The sequence below is a fragment of the Streptomyces sp. NPDC111628 genome (assembly GCF_055635195.1).
This window is the reverse complement of the sequence record NZ_JBVKBZ010000004.1, coordinates 551,796-566,119: the sequence shown is the minus strand read 5'-3', so window position 1 is coordinate 566,119 and position 14,324 is coordinate 551,796. Positions and strand designations below refer to the sequence as shown.

Genomic DNA, 14,324 nt, shown 5'->3' with positions numbered 1-14,324 from the left:
CGGCGAAACCGGAAAGCTCTACCTCTACAAGGGCACCGGCAACGGCGGCCTCACCACCCGCACCGAAATCGGCACCGGCGGCTGGTAAACCCCCACCCCGTCCTAGAAGGGGTGAACGCCGACCGGCGTCGCGGGTGCCGGTCCGTACCCCGCGGCGATGCGCTGGTGGTAGGTGGCCCGGTCGATGACCTCCAGGCCGACGATCTCCCAGGGCGGCAGCCCGGCGGTCTGCCGGTGCTCGCCCCACAGGCGCAGGGCGACGGCGGCGGCGTCGTGCAGGTCGCGGGCCTCCTCCCAGTACCGGATCTCCGCGTGGTCGTCGGCGTACCGGCTGGTCAGCAGGAAGGGGTGGTCGTGCGCGAGCTGTTCGAGCGCCCGGCGCACCTCGGTGAGCGGGGCGCGGGCGCCGGAGACGCTGAGCGTGACGTGCCACAGGCGCGGGGTGTGCTCGGGCTCCTCGCCGTGGAACCGGTCACCGGCGGCGACGCTGGTCAGGGCGCGCTCCTCGCCGCCCGCCCGGTTCGCGCCCCGGGCGCCGCCGGGGCGCGCGCCCGTGCCGCTGCGGGCGCCCGCACCACCGCGGGAGGCGGTACCACCGCGGGGCGCCGCCGTCCCAGGGCGTACTCCGCTCACGACGGCCTCCTTCACGCACACGGCTCGGCCCGGTGGTCGGCCGGACTTGTCCCTGAGGAAAGTTGAGCAGGCCGCGCGAGATCGCGGGGCGGTTTTGCGGAACGTCCACCACCGATTCGGGGACGTTTCGACCCATTACGGGTGCAGGATCACCAGATCGTCCCTGTGTACGACCTCACGTTCGTACGCGGGTCCGAGTTCGCGCGCCAGTTCCCGGGTGGAGCGGCCGATCAGCCGGGGCATCTCCTTGGCGTCGAAGTTGACCAGCCCCCGGGCCACCGCCCGGCCCGTGGCGTCCCGCAGCTCCACCGGGTCGCCCGCGGCGAAGTCGCCCTCGACGCCCGCGATCCCGGCCGGCAGCAGCGACTTGCGGCCCTCGACGACCGCGCGCACCGCCCCGTCGTCGAGGACGAGCGCGCCCTGCGGGGCGGAGGCGTGCTGGAGCCACAGCAGCCGGTCGGCGGAGCGCCGGCCGGTGGCGTGGAAGTACGTGCCGGTGTCGCCGCCGGCCAGGGCGTCGGCCGCGTGGACGGCGCTGGTCAGCACCACGGGGATGCCGGCGGCGGCGGCGATCCGGGCCGCCTCGACCTTGGTGACCATGCCGCCGGTGCCGACCCCGGCCTTGCCCGCGCTGCCGATGTCGACGCCCGCGAGGTCGGCCATGTCCCGCACCTCGGCCAGCCGGGAGGTGCCCGGCCTGCTCGGGTCGCCGTCGTAGACGCCGTCCACGTCGGACAGCAGCACCAGGAGGTCGGCCCGGACCAGGTGGGCGACGAGGGCGGCGAGGCGGTCGTTGTCGCCGAAGCGGATCTCGTCGGTGGCGACGGTGTCGTTCTCGTTGACGATCGGGAAGGCGCCCATCGCGAGCAGCTTGTCCAGGGTGCGGGAGGCGTTGCGGTGGTGGGCGCGGCGGCTCATGTCGTCGCTGGTCAGCAGCACCTGGCCGACGCGGACGCCGTAGCGGGCGAAGGAGGCGGTGTAGCGGGCGACCAGCAGTCCCTGGCCGACGCTGGCGGCGGCCTGCTGGCGGGCCAGGTCCCGGGGGCGGCGGCGCAGGCCGAGGGGGGCGAGCCCGGCGGCGATGGCGCCGGAGGAGACGAGGACGACCTCCTTGTCGGCGCCGCGCACCTTGGCGAGCACGTCGACGAGCGCGTCGACCCGGTCGGCGTCCAGGCCGCCCGCGGCGGTGGTCAGCGAGGAGGAACCGACCTTGACCACGATCCTGCGGGCCTCGCCCACGGCCTGCCTTGCCCCTGCCACGGCCCCGTCCGCCTCTCCCGTCGACACGCGCCGATCCCTGCGCCCGCCAGGCAATCTACGCGAAGGGGAACGCACGCCGCACCGGAGTTCACGCTGCGGACAACAGCCACGAACCCCGGCACGTCCCCGCCACGCCCACACCACGGACCCTGCGGCATCCGGCGATGTCGCGGCGGTGTCCCGCGACGTCCAGGCCGGTCCCCGCGGCTTCCTGGCCGCGCCCCGCGACGTCCTCGCCCGGTTGCCGCGCCCCGCGACGTCCTCACCCGGTTCGGGACGCGTCGCCGCCGCGGCCTCACCCGCCACGCGCCGTCAGCACTGCTCCCGCCGCGGACCCCACCGCGTTCCCGCCGTACCCCGCCGCATCCCCGCGACGTCCTTGCCGCGTCCCGCGACGGCTCGGTACTCGTCTCCGCCGCGACCTGAAGGTGCCCTCACCGCGTCCCCGCCCGGCACCGCCGTTTCCCGCCGCACCCCGCCGCATTCTCGCCACGGACCGCGCCGCATTCCCGTGGCGTACCGCTACGTCCCGTGACGCCCCCGCCCGCGCCCCGGGCGGGGCTCCGCCGCGTCCTCGGCGCGTTCTCGGCACGGTCCGCGCCGATCCGGGCCCCGTCACCGCGGGTTTCGCCGCCGGGCCCAGAGGTCGGGGCAACACGCGCGTGTCGTCGGGCGGTCACCCGGCGTTAACCCGGTTGTCCGATGCGCGACGAGCCTGGAGCTACCGCAGTGCCCCTATCCCTGCCCCGCCGCCGTCTCCCCCGCCTGCCCGGGCGGCGGATCGCCGTGAAGCTGCTGGTCCTGGCCGTGCTGGCGGCCGCCTTCGCCGCACAGGCCGTGGGTGCCCTGTTGCCGCACGTGCCGCTGCTGCTCGCGGCGAGTGCCGGTTCACTGGCCGCCGAGGGGGTGCTGTACCGGTGGCAGCGGGGCATGGTGTCGCTGTTCGCCAGGTCGCACGCCGATGTCACGGTCCGGCACGTGCTGCGTGACCTGCTGCTCGTGGTGGGCCTGCTGCGCCTCGGCGAACAGCACCGGGAGGGCGTCTACGCGCCGCTCGTCGCCGGGCTGCTCGTCCTCTACGCGCTGCACTGGTCGATCCAGGCGCTGTCCGTCCTGGTCCGGCGCACCCGGACGCTGCCCGTGGTGACCCGGAACATCGACGCCTCCGCGCTGCGGCTGACCCCGGCGCCGCCGATGCTGCTGCGTCGCCCGGGACCCCGGCTGGCAATCTTCGGGCTGCCCGCGACGGCCGGGCTGCTGGCGACGGCGGCGACCGACGCGCCGGTGTACGGGGTGGCCGGGCTCGCACTGTCGCTGGGGGCGGCGCTGACGGGCCTGGGCGCGCTGCTGCTGCGGCTGCTGCCGGGGCGCCGGCCCGCCGGTGAGCAGGAGGTGCTCGACTGGTTCGACGCGTGGCTCGCCCGGTACCGGCCGACGGTCGGCCTGTACTTCTCGGGCGGGGCGCCCTCGGCGTACCAGGCGAACATGTGGCTGGAGCCGCTGGCGCGGCTGGACGGGCGGCCGGTGATCGTGCTGCGGGAGCGGCACATGGTGCAGCGGATCGCGGCGACCGACATCCCGGTGGTGTGTCTGCCGAAGGTGTCCACGCTGATGCGCCTGGAGCACTCGACGCTCCGGGTCCTCCTCCACCCGTCCAACTCCGGGAAGACCTCTCAGGTCCTGCGCATCCCGACCATCAAGCACGCCTTCGTCAACCACGGGGAGAGCGACAAGCTGTCCTCGTGCAACCCGTACGCGAAGGCGTACGACGAGGTGTGGGTGGCGGGCCCCGCGGCGCGCGAGCGGTACGCGCTGGCGGAGGTCGGCGTCGAGGACAAGGACGTGGTGGAGATCGGCCGCCCGCAGCTGGACGCCGTGCGGCCGTACGCGGGGCCGCCCGCGCCGGGGGCGTTCACGACCGTCCTGTACGCGCCGACCTGGGAGGGCTGGGACGGCAATCCCGGCAACACGTCGGTGGTCGAGGCCGGGGAGAACCTGGTGCGGGCACTGCTCGCGGACGCGGGCGTACGGCTGCTGTACAAGCCGCATCCGCTGACGGGGTCGGTGGACCCGCGGGCCCGGGCCGCCGATCTGCGCATCCGGGAGCTGGTGCGGGCGGCGAACCGGGAGCGCGGCGGCCCGCGTCCCGACGCCTCGGCGGCCACCTGCCTGGCCCGGCGGGCGGCGGAGCTGGACCGGCTCACCGCGGCCGGCTTCCGGTCGGCGGCGGACCAGGCGGAGCGGATGCTGCGGCAGCCGGAGCCGGAGCCCGGGCGGGCGGCGGCGGTACGGCGGGCGGCGGCCGCGTGGGAGGAGGCGTACTGGGCGTCGCTGCCCGCGTGGGAGCACCAGGTCGTCACGGACGCCCGGCCGCCGCTGTACGCCTGCTTCAACCGGGCCGACCTGCTGATCAGCGACGTGTCGAGCGTGATCAGCGACTTCCTGGCGAGCGGCAAGCCGTACGCGGTGGCCAACACCAGCGCGCTGGCCGAGGACGTGTTCCGCAAGTCGTTCCCGACGGTGGCCGCGGCGACCGTACTGGCGCCGGACGCGTCCGGGGTACCGGCGCTGCTGGCGGCGGTGCGCCGAGCGGAGCGGGACGAACTGGCCCAGGAGCGTGCCGCGTTGGCCCTGCGTCTACTGGGTCCGGCCGAGCCGCCGGCCCGGGAGCGCTTCGCCGGTGCGGTGCGGGACCTGTGCGCGGCGGCCGATGAGCACCGCGCCCGCAGGGCCGAGCGCCTCGCCGCGGACCTCTCCGTCCCTGGTCCCCGGCTCGGAACCGACACGAGCGCGCTGCGCGGGCGGCGTTGAGGGCACGCCGGGCGGCCGGGCGGCCGGGCCCGGACGGCCGGGCAGGAGTAGACCGGTGGATCCGGGGAACATGAGAAGAACTTGAAACCACCCTGTGCGCGTTCGGGGTACATGTGCGGATACTCATAAGAGCTGTTGGGGCAAGATCGGGCATACCCCTCCAACAGGACCGTTACGCTTGGCCGCAAATCACAGACTCTCCCGCTACGGTACGCGGCAACACACGGACAGCTTCCCCTTCGAACAGGTTGCAGGAATGCCCAGGTTCTCCCTCATCGTCCCGGTGCACAAGGTGCAGGGCTATCTGCCCGAATGCCTCGATTCGGTGCTCGGACAGGACTACGTCGATTTCGAGATCATCGCGGTCGATGACTTCTCACCGGACGGTTCGGGGGCCATTCTCGACGAATATGCGAAACGCGACGCGCGTATCCAGGTGACACATCTCACGGAGAACGTGGGGCTGGGCCGTGCCCGAAACGCCGGGTTGGAAAAGGCGCAGGGCGACTACGTGCTGTTCCTGGACAGTGACGACACCCTGTCCGAGGGTGCGCTCACGGCGATAGCGGACCGTCTCGACGCGACGGACGACCCCGAGGTACTCGTCTACGACTACGCCCGCACCTACTGGAACGGCAGGGTCAACCGCAATCAGTTGGCGGACCTGCTCGCGCACACCGGCCCGGACGTCTTCTCCCTCGCCGACCGTCCGCAACTGCTTGACCTGCTCCAGATCGTCTGGAACAAGGCGTACCGGCGCGACTTCATCGCCCGCACCGGACTCACCTTCCCGCCCGGCTACTACGAGGACGCGCCCTGGACGTTCTGCTCCCTGATCAGCGCCGAGCGGATCGCCGTGCTGGACCGGGTCTGCGTCTACTACCGGCAGCGGCGTGAGGGCGGCAACATCCTCAAGACGGTCAGCCGCAAGCATTTCGACGTCTTCGACCAGTACCGGCGGGTCTTCGAATACGTCGACGCGCACGAGGAACTCGCCGAATGGCGCGGCCCGTTGTTCCGCAAGATGGCCGACCACTACCTGACCGTCCTGGAGCGTCCGGGCCGGCTGCCGCGGGAGGCGCGGGCGGAGTTCTTCCACCGCGCCGCGGCCGACTACCGCGCCCGTGTGCCGAAGGGCTTCACCCGGCCGGGCGGCGGCCGCGGCCACAAGTACGCGATGCTGGAGCGCGACGCCTACTCCACCCTGGTGAGCGCCCTCGCTGCGGTGAAGGTGCGTCGGCGGGTCAAGAAGAGCGTCCGCACCGCGGTCAACCGGTCCAAGCGCGGCGCGATGCGCGCCCTCTACCAGTCGCAGCTCAGGCTTCCGCTCGACGACAACCTGGTGCTGTTCTCCGCCTACTGGAGCCGCGGCGTCTCCTGCAACCCGGCCGCCATCGACGCCGAACTGGCCCGGCGGGCCCCGCATCTGCGCCGCGTCTGGGCGGTCCGCGCCGAGCACGCGGACCAGGTGCCCGAGGGCGTACGGGTGGTGCGCGTGGGCTCGCGCGAGTACTGGTCGGCGGTGGCCCGCGCCAAGTACCTCGTGAACAACGTGAACTTCGCGGACTCCGTGGTCAAGCGCGAGGGCCAGATCCACGTCCAGACCCACCACGGCACCCCGCTGAAGACCATGGGCCTGGACCAGCAGAAGTACCCGGCCTCCACCGACATGGACTTCGAGAAGCTCCTGGAGCGGTGCGACCGCTGGGACTACAGCCTCAGCTCCAACCGGTTCTCGACCGTGATCTGGGAGCGGGTCTACCCCTGCTCCTACACCACCCTGGAGACCGGCTACCCGCGCAACGACGTCCTCGTCAACGCCACGGCCGAGGACGTGCGCGCGGCCCGCGCCGAGCTGGGGCTGGCCGACGGTGTCAAGGCGTTCCTGTACATGCCTACGCACCGCGAGCACCAACCGGGCTTCGTCCCGCCGATGCACCTGGCCCTGTTCGCCCGCGAACTCGGTCCGGACGTGACGCTGCTGGTGCGCGGCCACTACTTCTACGGCAACTCCCCGCACATCGCCGAGCTGCGCCGCACCGGCCGCATCGTGGACGTCTCCGGGCACGCCCGGGTGGAGGACCTTTACCTCGCGGCCGACGCCCTGATCACTGACTACTCCTCGGCGATGTTCGACTACGCGGTGCTGGACCGCCCGATCATCAGCTACGTCCCCGACTGGGACGTCTACTCCGCGGTGCGCGGCACCTACTTCGACCTGCTTCAGGAACCGCCCGGCGAGGTGGCCACCACGCAGGCGGAGCTGCTGGCGCTGCTCGCCTCCGGGACGTACGACAACCCGGAGGCGACCAAGCGCCGGGACGGCTTCCGCAGGCGCTTCTGCGAATTCGACGACGGCCACGCGGCCGAGCGGGTCGTACGACGAGTCTTCCTGGGCGAGGAGAGCCTGCTGCCTGTCGTCCCGTTCGACGACCGTTCCCACGCCCCGACACCCATCCAGGCGCTCGAACCTGTCGAGCGGGCCTGACCACGGAAGGAACCGCACCCAGCATGGCCCCTCGGCTCAGTGTCATCGTCCCGATCTACAACGTGGAGCGCTATCTCCCCGCCTGCCTGGACTCCTTGGCCGCGCAGACCTTCCGCGACATCGAGGTACTGATGGTGGACGACGGTTCACCGGACGATTCGGCCTCGATCGCCGCCGCATACGAGACCCGCGACCCCCGTTTCAAACTGATCCGCAAGGAGAACGCCGGCCTCGGCGCGGCGCGCAACACGGGAATGACGCGGCTGGCGCCCGAGTCGGAGTTCGTCGCCTTCGTGGACAGCGACGACATGATCCCGCCGAACGCCTACCGGCTCATGGTGGACAGTCTCGACGAGAGCGGCTCGGATTTCGTCACGGGCAACGTCCAGCACATCAACAGCACCAAGATCTGGCAGTCCCCCATGCACCGCATCCTCGCCGGCGGTGCGGTCAGGCGGACCCACATATCGCGGAACAAGAAGCTGCTGACCGACCGAATAGCCTGCAACAAGGTGTTCCGCCGTTCGTTCTGGGAGAAGCACGACCTCTCCTTCCCGGAAGGCGTGCTGTACGAGGACGTCCCGGTGATCCTTCCGGCGCAGTTCCTCGCCGAAGCCGTGGACATCATCAGCGAGCCCACGTACTACTGGCGACTGCGCGAGGGCGAGGCCGCCCCCTCCATCACCCAGCGCCGGACCGAGCCGAAGGCCGTACGGGACCGTGCCGCGGCCGTGGAGTCCGTCAGCCGGTTCTTCGCCTCCCAGCCCGGCGAGACGAGCGCCGAGCTGAAGAACGCGTACGACACCACCGCCCTCACCGGTGACCTCCGGATCTTCCTGAACGTCCTGCCGGACGGTGACGCGGAGTTCCGCGCCGAGTTCCTGCGCGTGATCAACAACTACCTGGACCAGGTCGACCCGCGCGTGGTCATGGAGCTCCCGGCGACCACCCGCATCAAGTGGCTGCTCGTCCGCAGACACGCGCTGGACGAGCTCGTGGACCTGCTCCAGGCGGAACGGCGCGGTGACGCCGTGAAGATCACCGGCTTCCACCGCAAGTACGTCGACCACCCCGGTCTGGAAACGGCCGCCACCCGCCTGCCGAAGAAGGCGCGCCGTATCGATCCCGACCTCAAGCTCCACGCCCCCCTCCAGGACATCCGCTGGGAGGAGGGACGGCTGCGGCTGGCCGGACACGCGTGGATCGACCAGATCGACCAGGCCAACAGGCGCAGCGCGGCCAAGATCCTCGTGTTGAAGAAGGACGGCTCCCGCAGGGCCACGATTCTGCCGCTGCGCAACACCCACGTCCCGGAGGCCACGTCGCTGTCCGGCCGCAAGCACAACAACTACGACTGGTCGGGCTGGGAGGCGGACCTCGACCCCCTCAAGCTGCGCAGGGGCTCCCAGTGGCAGGAGGGGACCTGGCGGGTGGGCATCGGCATCGCCACCGCCGGTCTGCTGCGCAAGCGCGCGGTCCAGGTGAAGGGCCCGACGCGGGCCAACCACCCGCCCTACCAGTGGCTGGACGACAACTTCCGGCTGCTGCCCACCCCGGTCAACGGGGCGCTGCGGCTCACCGTCGAGCGGGTGCGCGCGCTGATCACGGGCCACCGGGCGGTCGACGCGGACATCGAGATCGACGGTGAGATCCGCGTGCCGCTGGACGCGGGAGAGAGCGTCTCGCTGCGCGTCACCAACAAGAAGAGCGGCGAGCGGCTGCACTACCCCGTCACGCTGAGCACGGCCGACGGCGCGCACACCCCGTTCACCGTGCGGGTGCCGATGCGGGACGTCGCCCTGCTGCCGGAGCACCAGGACGTCGTGAAGGAGGAGAACGCCGCCGGCGGTGCCGACCCCGCGGCGGCCTCCCGGCGCAACTGGAGCACCCAGCTGGTGGCGGTGGCTCCCGACGGGAGCGAGCGCCGCTTCTCCACCGTGGTCCGTGAGGGGCTCGCGGACGGCGAGATGCGGCTGCCGGCCTCCCTCGCGGAGAACGCCGACCGCAACGAGATAGCCCTGGTCGCGGGACACAACGGCTATCTGAAGTTCTCCGGCCGCCCCCTCCAGGCGAAGATCACGTCCGTGCGCTGGACCGGTGACCGCTACGTCGTCGAGGGCGTGACCGCCGCCGACATCGACGGGGCGGACTTCGTCGTGAAGGCCCGGGACCGGTTCGACGAGAAGACCGTGGCGCTGCGGACCTCACCGGACGGTTCGTTCGCCGCCGAGTTCACCCCGGCGTCCATGTCCGGCCCCGACGGAACGCTGCCTCTCAAGAGCGGACGCTGGAACTTCTTCCTGCGCACCTCCGACGGCAGCGACATACCCTTCCTCGTCGACCGGCTCGCCGTGGACGACTTCCCCGTGCTCGGCGCCGCGAAGGACCGGGAGTACGAGTTCGAGTCCCGCTGGTACAACTTCCCGCAGCTGCACTGCCCGTCCGACCTGTCCGTCCTGGAGCGCGGCGCCTACCGTCAGGAGCGGCTGCGCAAGGACGTGTACGAAGCGGGCCGGACCAAGCCGCTGCGGGACGCGGTGCTGTTCATCAGCTACAACGGCAAGCAGTACTCGGACTCCCCGCGCGCGATGCACGAGGAGCTGCTGCGCCGTGGGGCCGACCTGGAGTACCTGTGGCTGGTCCGGGACGGTCAGGTGGACCTGCCCGACACCGCGCAGAAGGTGCGGTTCTGGAGCACCGAGTGGTACGAGGCGCTGGCCCGCTGCCGCTACATCGTCACCAACGCGCACCTGCCGCACTGGATGGAGCGCCGCCCGGGGCAGGTGATCGTGCAGACGTGGCACGGCACCATGCTGAAGAAGATCGGCCTGGACATCGAGGCGCCGAAGTTCGACCCCCAGTACCACGAGCGGCTGATCCAGGAGGCCCGCAACTGGACGATGCTGGTGTCGTCCAACCGCTTCAGCACGCCGATCCTCAAGCGCGCCATGGGCTTCGACGGAAAGATCATCGAGACCGGGTACCCGCGCAACGACTACCTCTACGCGCCGGACCTCGCCGAGCGTGCCCGGGAGATCAAGGAGCGGCTCGGCGTGCCGGCCGACAAGCGGGTGATCCTCTACGCGCCGACCTGGCGGGACGACCTCTCGCACCGGCGGGGGCAGTTCAAGTTCGACCTGCGCATCGACGTCGAGGACGCCCGCGTCCGTCTGGGTGACGACCACGTGCTGCTGATCCGCCGGCACTCCAACGTCGTGGACAGCATTCCCGGCGCGGGCAACGGCTTCGTGCACGACGTCTCGGAGTACCCGGACATCGCGGACCTGTATCTCGCCGCCGACGTGCTGGTGACGGACTACTCGTCGGTGATGTTCGACTACGCGCACCTGAAGCGGCCCATGCTGTTCTTCACGTACGACCTGGAGCACTACCGGGACAAGCTGCGCGGCTTCTACTTCGACTTCGAGAACGACGCGCCGGGTCCGCTGATCCGCACCTCGGAGGAGCTGGTGAGTGCGCTGGGCGACCTGGACAAGGTGTCGGCCGAGTACGCGGACCGCTACCGGCGCTTCCAGGAGCTGTTCTGCGAGCTCGACGACGGCAGGGCCGCGGCACGCGTCGTGGACCTGATGCTGGAGCAGGCGCAGGAAGTCTGACGCCCGCTGCCGCGGAGGGGCAGGCGCCCGGCACTCAGCCCGGCCGCCTGCCCGAAGCCTCCTAGAACGGCTCGAAGCCGTCGAACTCCTGCTGGGCCTCGTCCCGTTCGGCGTCCCGGTCGCGGCGTCGCTGGGCGGCCGGGCGGGGCGCCTCGAAGCGGTGGTCCTCGCCGCGGCGGCCGAGCATCTCGGCGCCCGCCGTGACCGAGGGCTCCCAGTCGAAGACGACCGCGTTGTCCTCGGGGCCGATGGCCACGCCGTCGCCGTTGCGGGCGCCCGCCTTCATCAGCTTCTCCTCGACGCCGAGGCGGTTGAGCCGGTCGGAGAGGTAGCCGACGGCCTCGTCGTTGTTGAAGTCGGTCTGGCGCACCCAGCGTTCGGGCTTCTCGCCGCGCACCCGGAACAGACCGTCCTCCTCGCGGGTGACGGTGAAGCCCGCGTCGTCCACGGCCTTGGGCCGGATGACGATCCGGGTGGCCTCCTCCTTCGGCCGGGCGGCACGGGCCGTGGCGACCAGCTCGGCCAGCGCGAAGGACAGCTCCTTGAGGCCCATGTGGGCCACGGCCGACACCTCGAAGACCCGGTAGCCGCGCGCCTCGAGGTCCGGCCGGACCATCTCGGCGAGGTCCTTGCCGTCGGGCACGTCGATCTTGTTGAGGACGACGATCCGCGGCCGGTTGTCCAGGCCGCCGTACTCGCGCAGTTCGGCCTCGATGACGTCCAGGTCGGACAGCGGGTCGCGCTCGGACTCCAGCGTGGCCGTGTCCAGGACGTGCACCAGCACGCTGCACCGCTCCACGTGCCGCAGGAACTCCAGGCCCAGGCCCTTGCCCTGGCTGGCGCCGGGGATGAGGCCGGGGACGTCCGCGACGGTGTACACGGTCTCGCCCGCCGTCACCACGCCCAGGTTCGGGACGAGCGTCGTGAAGGGGTAGTCGGCGATCTTCGGCTTGGCCGCGCTCAGCACGGAGATCAGCGAGGACTTGCCGGCGCTCGGGTAGCCGACCAGCGCCACGTCGGCGACGGTCTTCAGCTCCAGGTGGATGTCCTGGAGGTCACCGGGCACACCGAGCAGCGCGAAGCCGGGGGCCTTGCGCCGCGCGGAGGCCAGCGCCGCGTTGCCGAGGCCGCCCCGGCCGCCCTGCGCGGCGACGTAGGAGGTGCCGTGGCCGACCAGGTCGGCGAGCACGTTGCCCGCGCCGTCGAGGACGACGGTGCCGTCGGGCACGGGCAGGACCAGGTCCTGGCCGTCCTTGCCGGAGCGGTTGCCGCCCTCGCCGGGCTTGCCGTTGGTGGCCTTGCGGTGCGGAGAGTGGTGGTAGTCGAGGAGCGTGGTCACCGACTGGTCCACGGTGAGGATCACGTCGCCGCCCCGGCCGCCGTTGCCGCCGTCCGGGCCGCCCAGCGGCTTGAACTTCTCACGGTGGACGGAGGCACAGCCGTGGCCTCCGTTACCCGCGGCGACGTGCAGTTCGACGCGGTCCACGAAGGTGGTCATGGGATGTGCCTCCAGTTACTGCCTACTGCGGGAATGTCTCTTGGGTAACACGCGAAAGGCGGACCCGCTTCCCCTCGGGGAAGTGAGGCCCGCCTCGCGAAAGTGTCCGGTCAGGCGACCGGGACGATGTTCACGACCTTGCGGCCGCGGTGGGTGCCGAACTGCACCGCACCGGCCTGCAGGGCGAACAGCGTGTCGTCGCCGCCACGGCCGACGCCGGCGCCCGGGTGGAAGTGGGTGCCACGCTGACGGACCAGGATCTCACCCGCGTTGACGGCCTGACCGCCGAAGCGCTTCACGCCGAGCCGCTGGGCATTCGAGTCGCGACCGTTCCGGGTGGACGATGCGCCCTTCTTGTGTGCCATGTCTCCTCAGTCCCTTACTTCGCAGCCGCGGGGATCTCAGTGACCTTGATCGCCGTGTACTGCTGGCGGTGGCCCTGACGACGGCGGTAGCCGGTCTTGTTCTTGTAGCGCAGAATGTCGATCTTCTGGCCCTTGTGGTGGTCCACGATCTCGGCCTGGACCTTGATGCCGGCCAGCACCCACGGGTCGCTGGTCACAGCGTCGCCGTCGACGACGAGCAGGGTCGAGAGCTCGACCGTGTCGCCGACCTTGCCGGTGGAAATCTTGTCAACCTCAACGATGTCGCCGACAGCAACCTTGTGCTGGCGACCACCGCTGCGCACGATGGCGTACACGCGGATCTCACTCTCTCGCTCGGAACGGCACCCCCGCAGTCCAGCCACCCGGTGACACACGGACAGCCTCTCCCGGCCGGAGCCCACGAGGGCCCGCACCCGGAAGGAAAGAGGTTTACGGGGATGTGACGCGTCAGTCGACACGCCGACGGTCAAGATTACGGGGCCGCACGACAGGGGTCAAACCGGGCCCCCGGCGTCAACCGGAGACGGCCGCGACGTACTCGGCGTACGCCTCCGCCGCCCGCGCGGGTGTCAGGTCGAGGTGCTCCAGGATCGTGTACCGGCCGGGCCTGGTCTGCGGCGCGAACCCCACGGCCCGCACGAACTCCTCGTCGCCGAACCCGATCTCCCGGGCCACCACCGGCAGCCCGTGCCGGCGCAGCGTGTCCGCCATCAGCAGGGAGCCCTCCCGGTCGCCGCGCAGATACGTCGCGAAGGCCGCGCCGATGCCGACCTGCTCGCCGTGGCTGGCCGCGCGCCGGGGATACAGCAGGTCGAGGGCGTGGCTGATCTCGTGGCAGGCGCCGGACGAGGGACGGGTGTGCCCGGCGATGGTCATGGCGATGCCGGACAGCACCAGACCCTCGGTCAGCACGGTCAGGAACCCGTCGTCGCCGCAGCCGCCCGGGTGGCGCAGCACGGCCTCGCCGGCCTGCCGGGCGAGGGCGGCGGCGAGACCGTCGACCTTCTCGCCGTTCACCCGGTGGGCCAGCTCCCAGTCGGCGACCGCGGAGACGTTGGAGACGGCGTCGCCGATCCCGGAGCGCACGAACCGGATCGGCGCCTCGCGGATCACCGCGAGGTCGACGACGAGCGCGATGGGCGTCGGCACGCCGTACGAACCGCGGCCCGCGTCGTTGTCGAGGATCGAGACCGGCGAACAGATGCCGTCGTGGGACAGGTTGGTCGCCACGGCGACCATGGGCAGGCCCACGCGGGCCGCGGCGAACTTGGCGCAGTCGATGACCTTGCCGCCGCCGAGACCGACGACCGCGTCGTAGCGTCCCGACTTCATGCCGTCGGCCAGTCGCACCGCGTCGTCGATCGTGCCGCCGCCGACCTCGAACCAGTCGGCGCCGGGCAGCGACGGCTCCAGGCGCCGGCGCAGCCGCGCCCCCGAGCCGTCGGAGATCGCCACGGCCAGCTTCCCGGACTGCGAGATCCGCTGGTCCGCCAGGACGCTCGCCAGGTCGTCCAGGGCGCCCGGCCGGACGTCCACGACGAGCGGCGAGGGGATGAGCCTCGTCAGTACCGGCACGTGGTCTCCTCTCACCTCGCCGGGGCAGTCCGGCTGTCACTGATGATGCGCCCGGG

The 14,324-nt window shown here is 71.5% G+C and carries 9 protein-coding genes; 3 read left to right on the top strand and 6 right to left on the bottom strand.

Annotation, left to right across the window (positions count from 1 at the left end; translation table 11 throughout):
• Positions 1–102 precede the first annotated feature (102 nt).
• Both ACZ7MF_RS24485 and proB read right to left on the bottom strand, forming a co-directional pair.
• Positions 103–633, bottom strand: coding sequence for a hypothetical protein (locus tag ACZ7MF_RS24485; RefSeq protein WP_388516890.1), 531 nt, complete (start codon positions 631–633; stop codon positions 103–105).
• Positions 634–768: 135 nt separating this feature from the next.
• On the bottom strand, positions 769–1,872 hold the full coding sequence (gene proB / locus ACZ7MF_RS24480) for a glutamate 5-kinase (protein ID WP_356860814.1): 1,104 nt from the start codon (positions 1,870–1,872) through the stop codon (positions 769–771).
• 723 nt (positions 1,873–2,595) lie between these two features.
• Here proB and ACZ7MF_RS24475 point away from each other — a divergent pair.
• The 3 genes from ACZ7MF_RS24475 to ACZ7MF_RS24465 all read left to right on the top strand — a co-directional run bounded on the left by ACZ7MF_RS24475 (position 2,596) and on the right by ACZ7MF_RS24465 (position 10,809).
• Entirely contained in the window at positions 2,596–4,704 is a 2,109-nt protein-coding gene (locus ACZ7MF_RS24475) for a hypothetical protein (protein ID WP_471479743.1), read from the top strand.
• Between the two features lie 256 nt (positions 4,705–4,960).
• Complete coding sequence (locus ACZ7MF_RS24470) at positions 4,961–7,192, top strand: bifunctional glycosyltransferase/CDP-glycerol:glycerophosphate glycerophosphotransferase (RefSeq protein WP_471479741.1); 2,232 nt, start codon at positions 4,961–4,963, stop codon at positions 7,190–7,192.
• A gap of 23 nt (positions 7,193–7,215) precedes the next feature.
• Complete coding sequence (locus ACZ7MF_RS24465) at positions 7,216–10,809, top strand: bifunctional glycosyltransferase/CDP-glycerol:glycerophosphate glycerophosphotransferase (protein ID WP_471479739.1); 3,594 nt, start codon at positions 7,216–7,218, stop codon at positions 10,807–10,809.
• Between the two features lie 61 nt (positions 10,810–10,870).
• On the opposite strand, the gene obgE is transcribed toward ACZ7MF_RS24465, so the two are convergent.
• The 4 genes from obgE to ACZ7MF_RS24445 all read right to left on the bottom strand — a co-directional run bounded on the left by obgE (position 10,871) and on the right by ACZ7MF_RS24445 (position 14,268).
• Complete coding sequence (gene obgE, locus ACZ7MF_RS24460; protein ID WP_471479737.1) at positions 10,871–12,307, bottom strand: GTPase ObgE; 1,437 nt, start codon at positions 12,305–12,307, stop codon at positions 10,871–10,873.
• A 110-nt stretch (positions 12,308–12,417) separates the two neighbouring features.
• The gene (gene rpmA / locus ACZ7MF_RS24455; protein WP_003976205.1) at positions 12,418–12,672 is read right to left on the bottom strand and encodes a 50S ribosomal protein L27; all 255 of its coding nucleotides are present in this window, start codon (positions 12,670–12,672) and stop codon (positions 12,418–12,420) included.
• Between the two features lie 14 nt (positions 12,673–12,686).
• Positions 12,687–13,007, bottom strand: coding sequence for a 50S ribosomal protein L21 (gene rplU / locus ACZ7MF_RS24450; RefSeq protein ID WP_003976204.1), 321 nt, complete (start codon positions 13,005–13,007; stop codon positions 12,687–12,689).
• 199 nt (positions 13,008–13,206) lie between these two features.
• Positions 13,207–14,268, bottom strand: coding sequence for an iron-containing alcohol dehydrogenase family protein (locus tag ACZ7MF_RS24445; protein ID WP_471479735.1), 1,062 nt, complete (start codon positions 14,266–14,268; stop codon positions 13,207–13,209).
• Positions 14,269–14,324 lie beyond the last annotated feature (56 nt).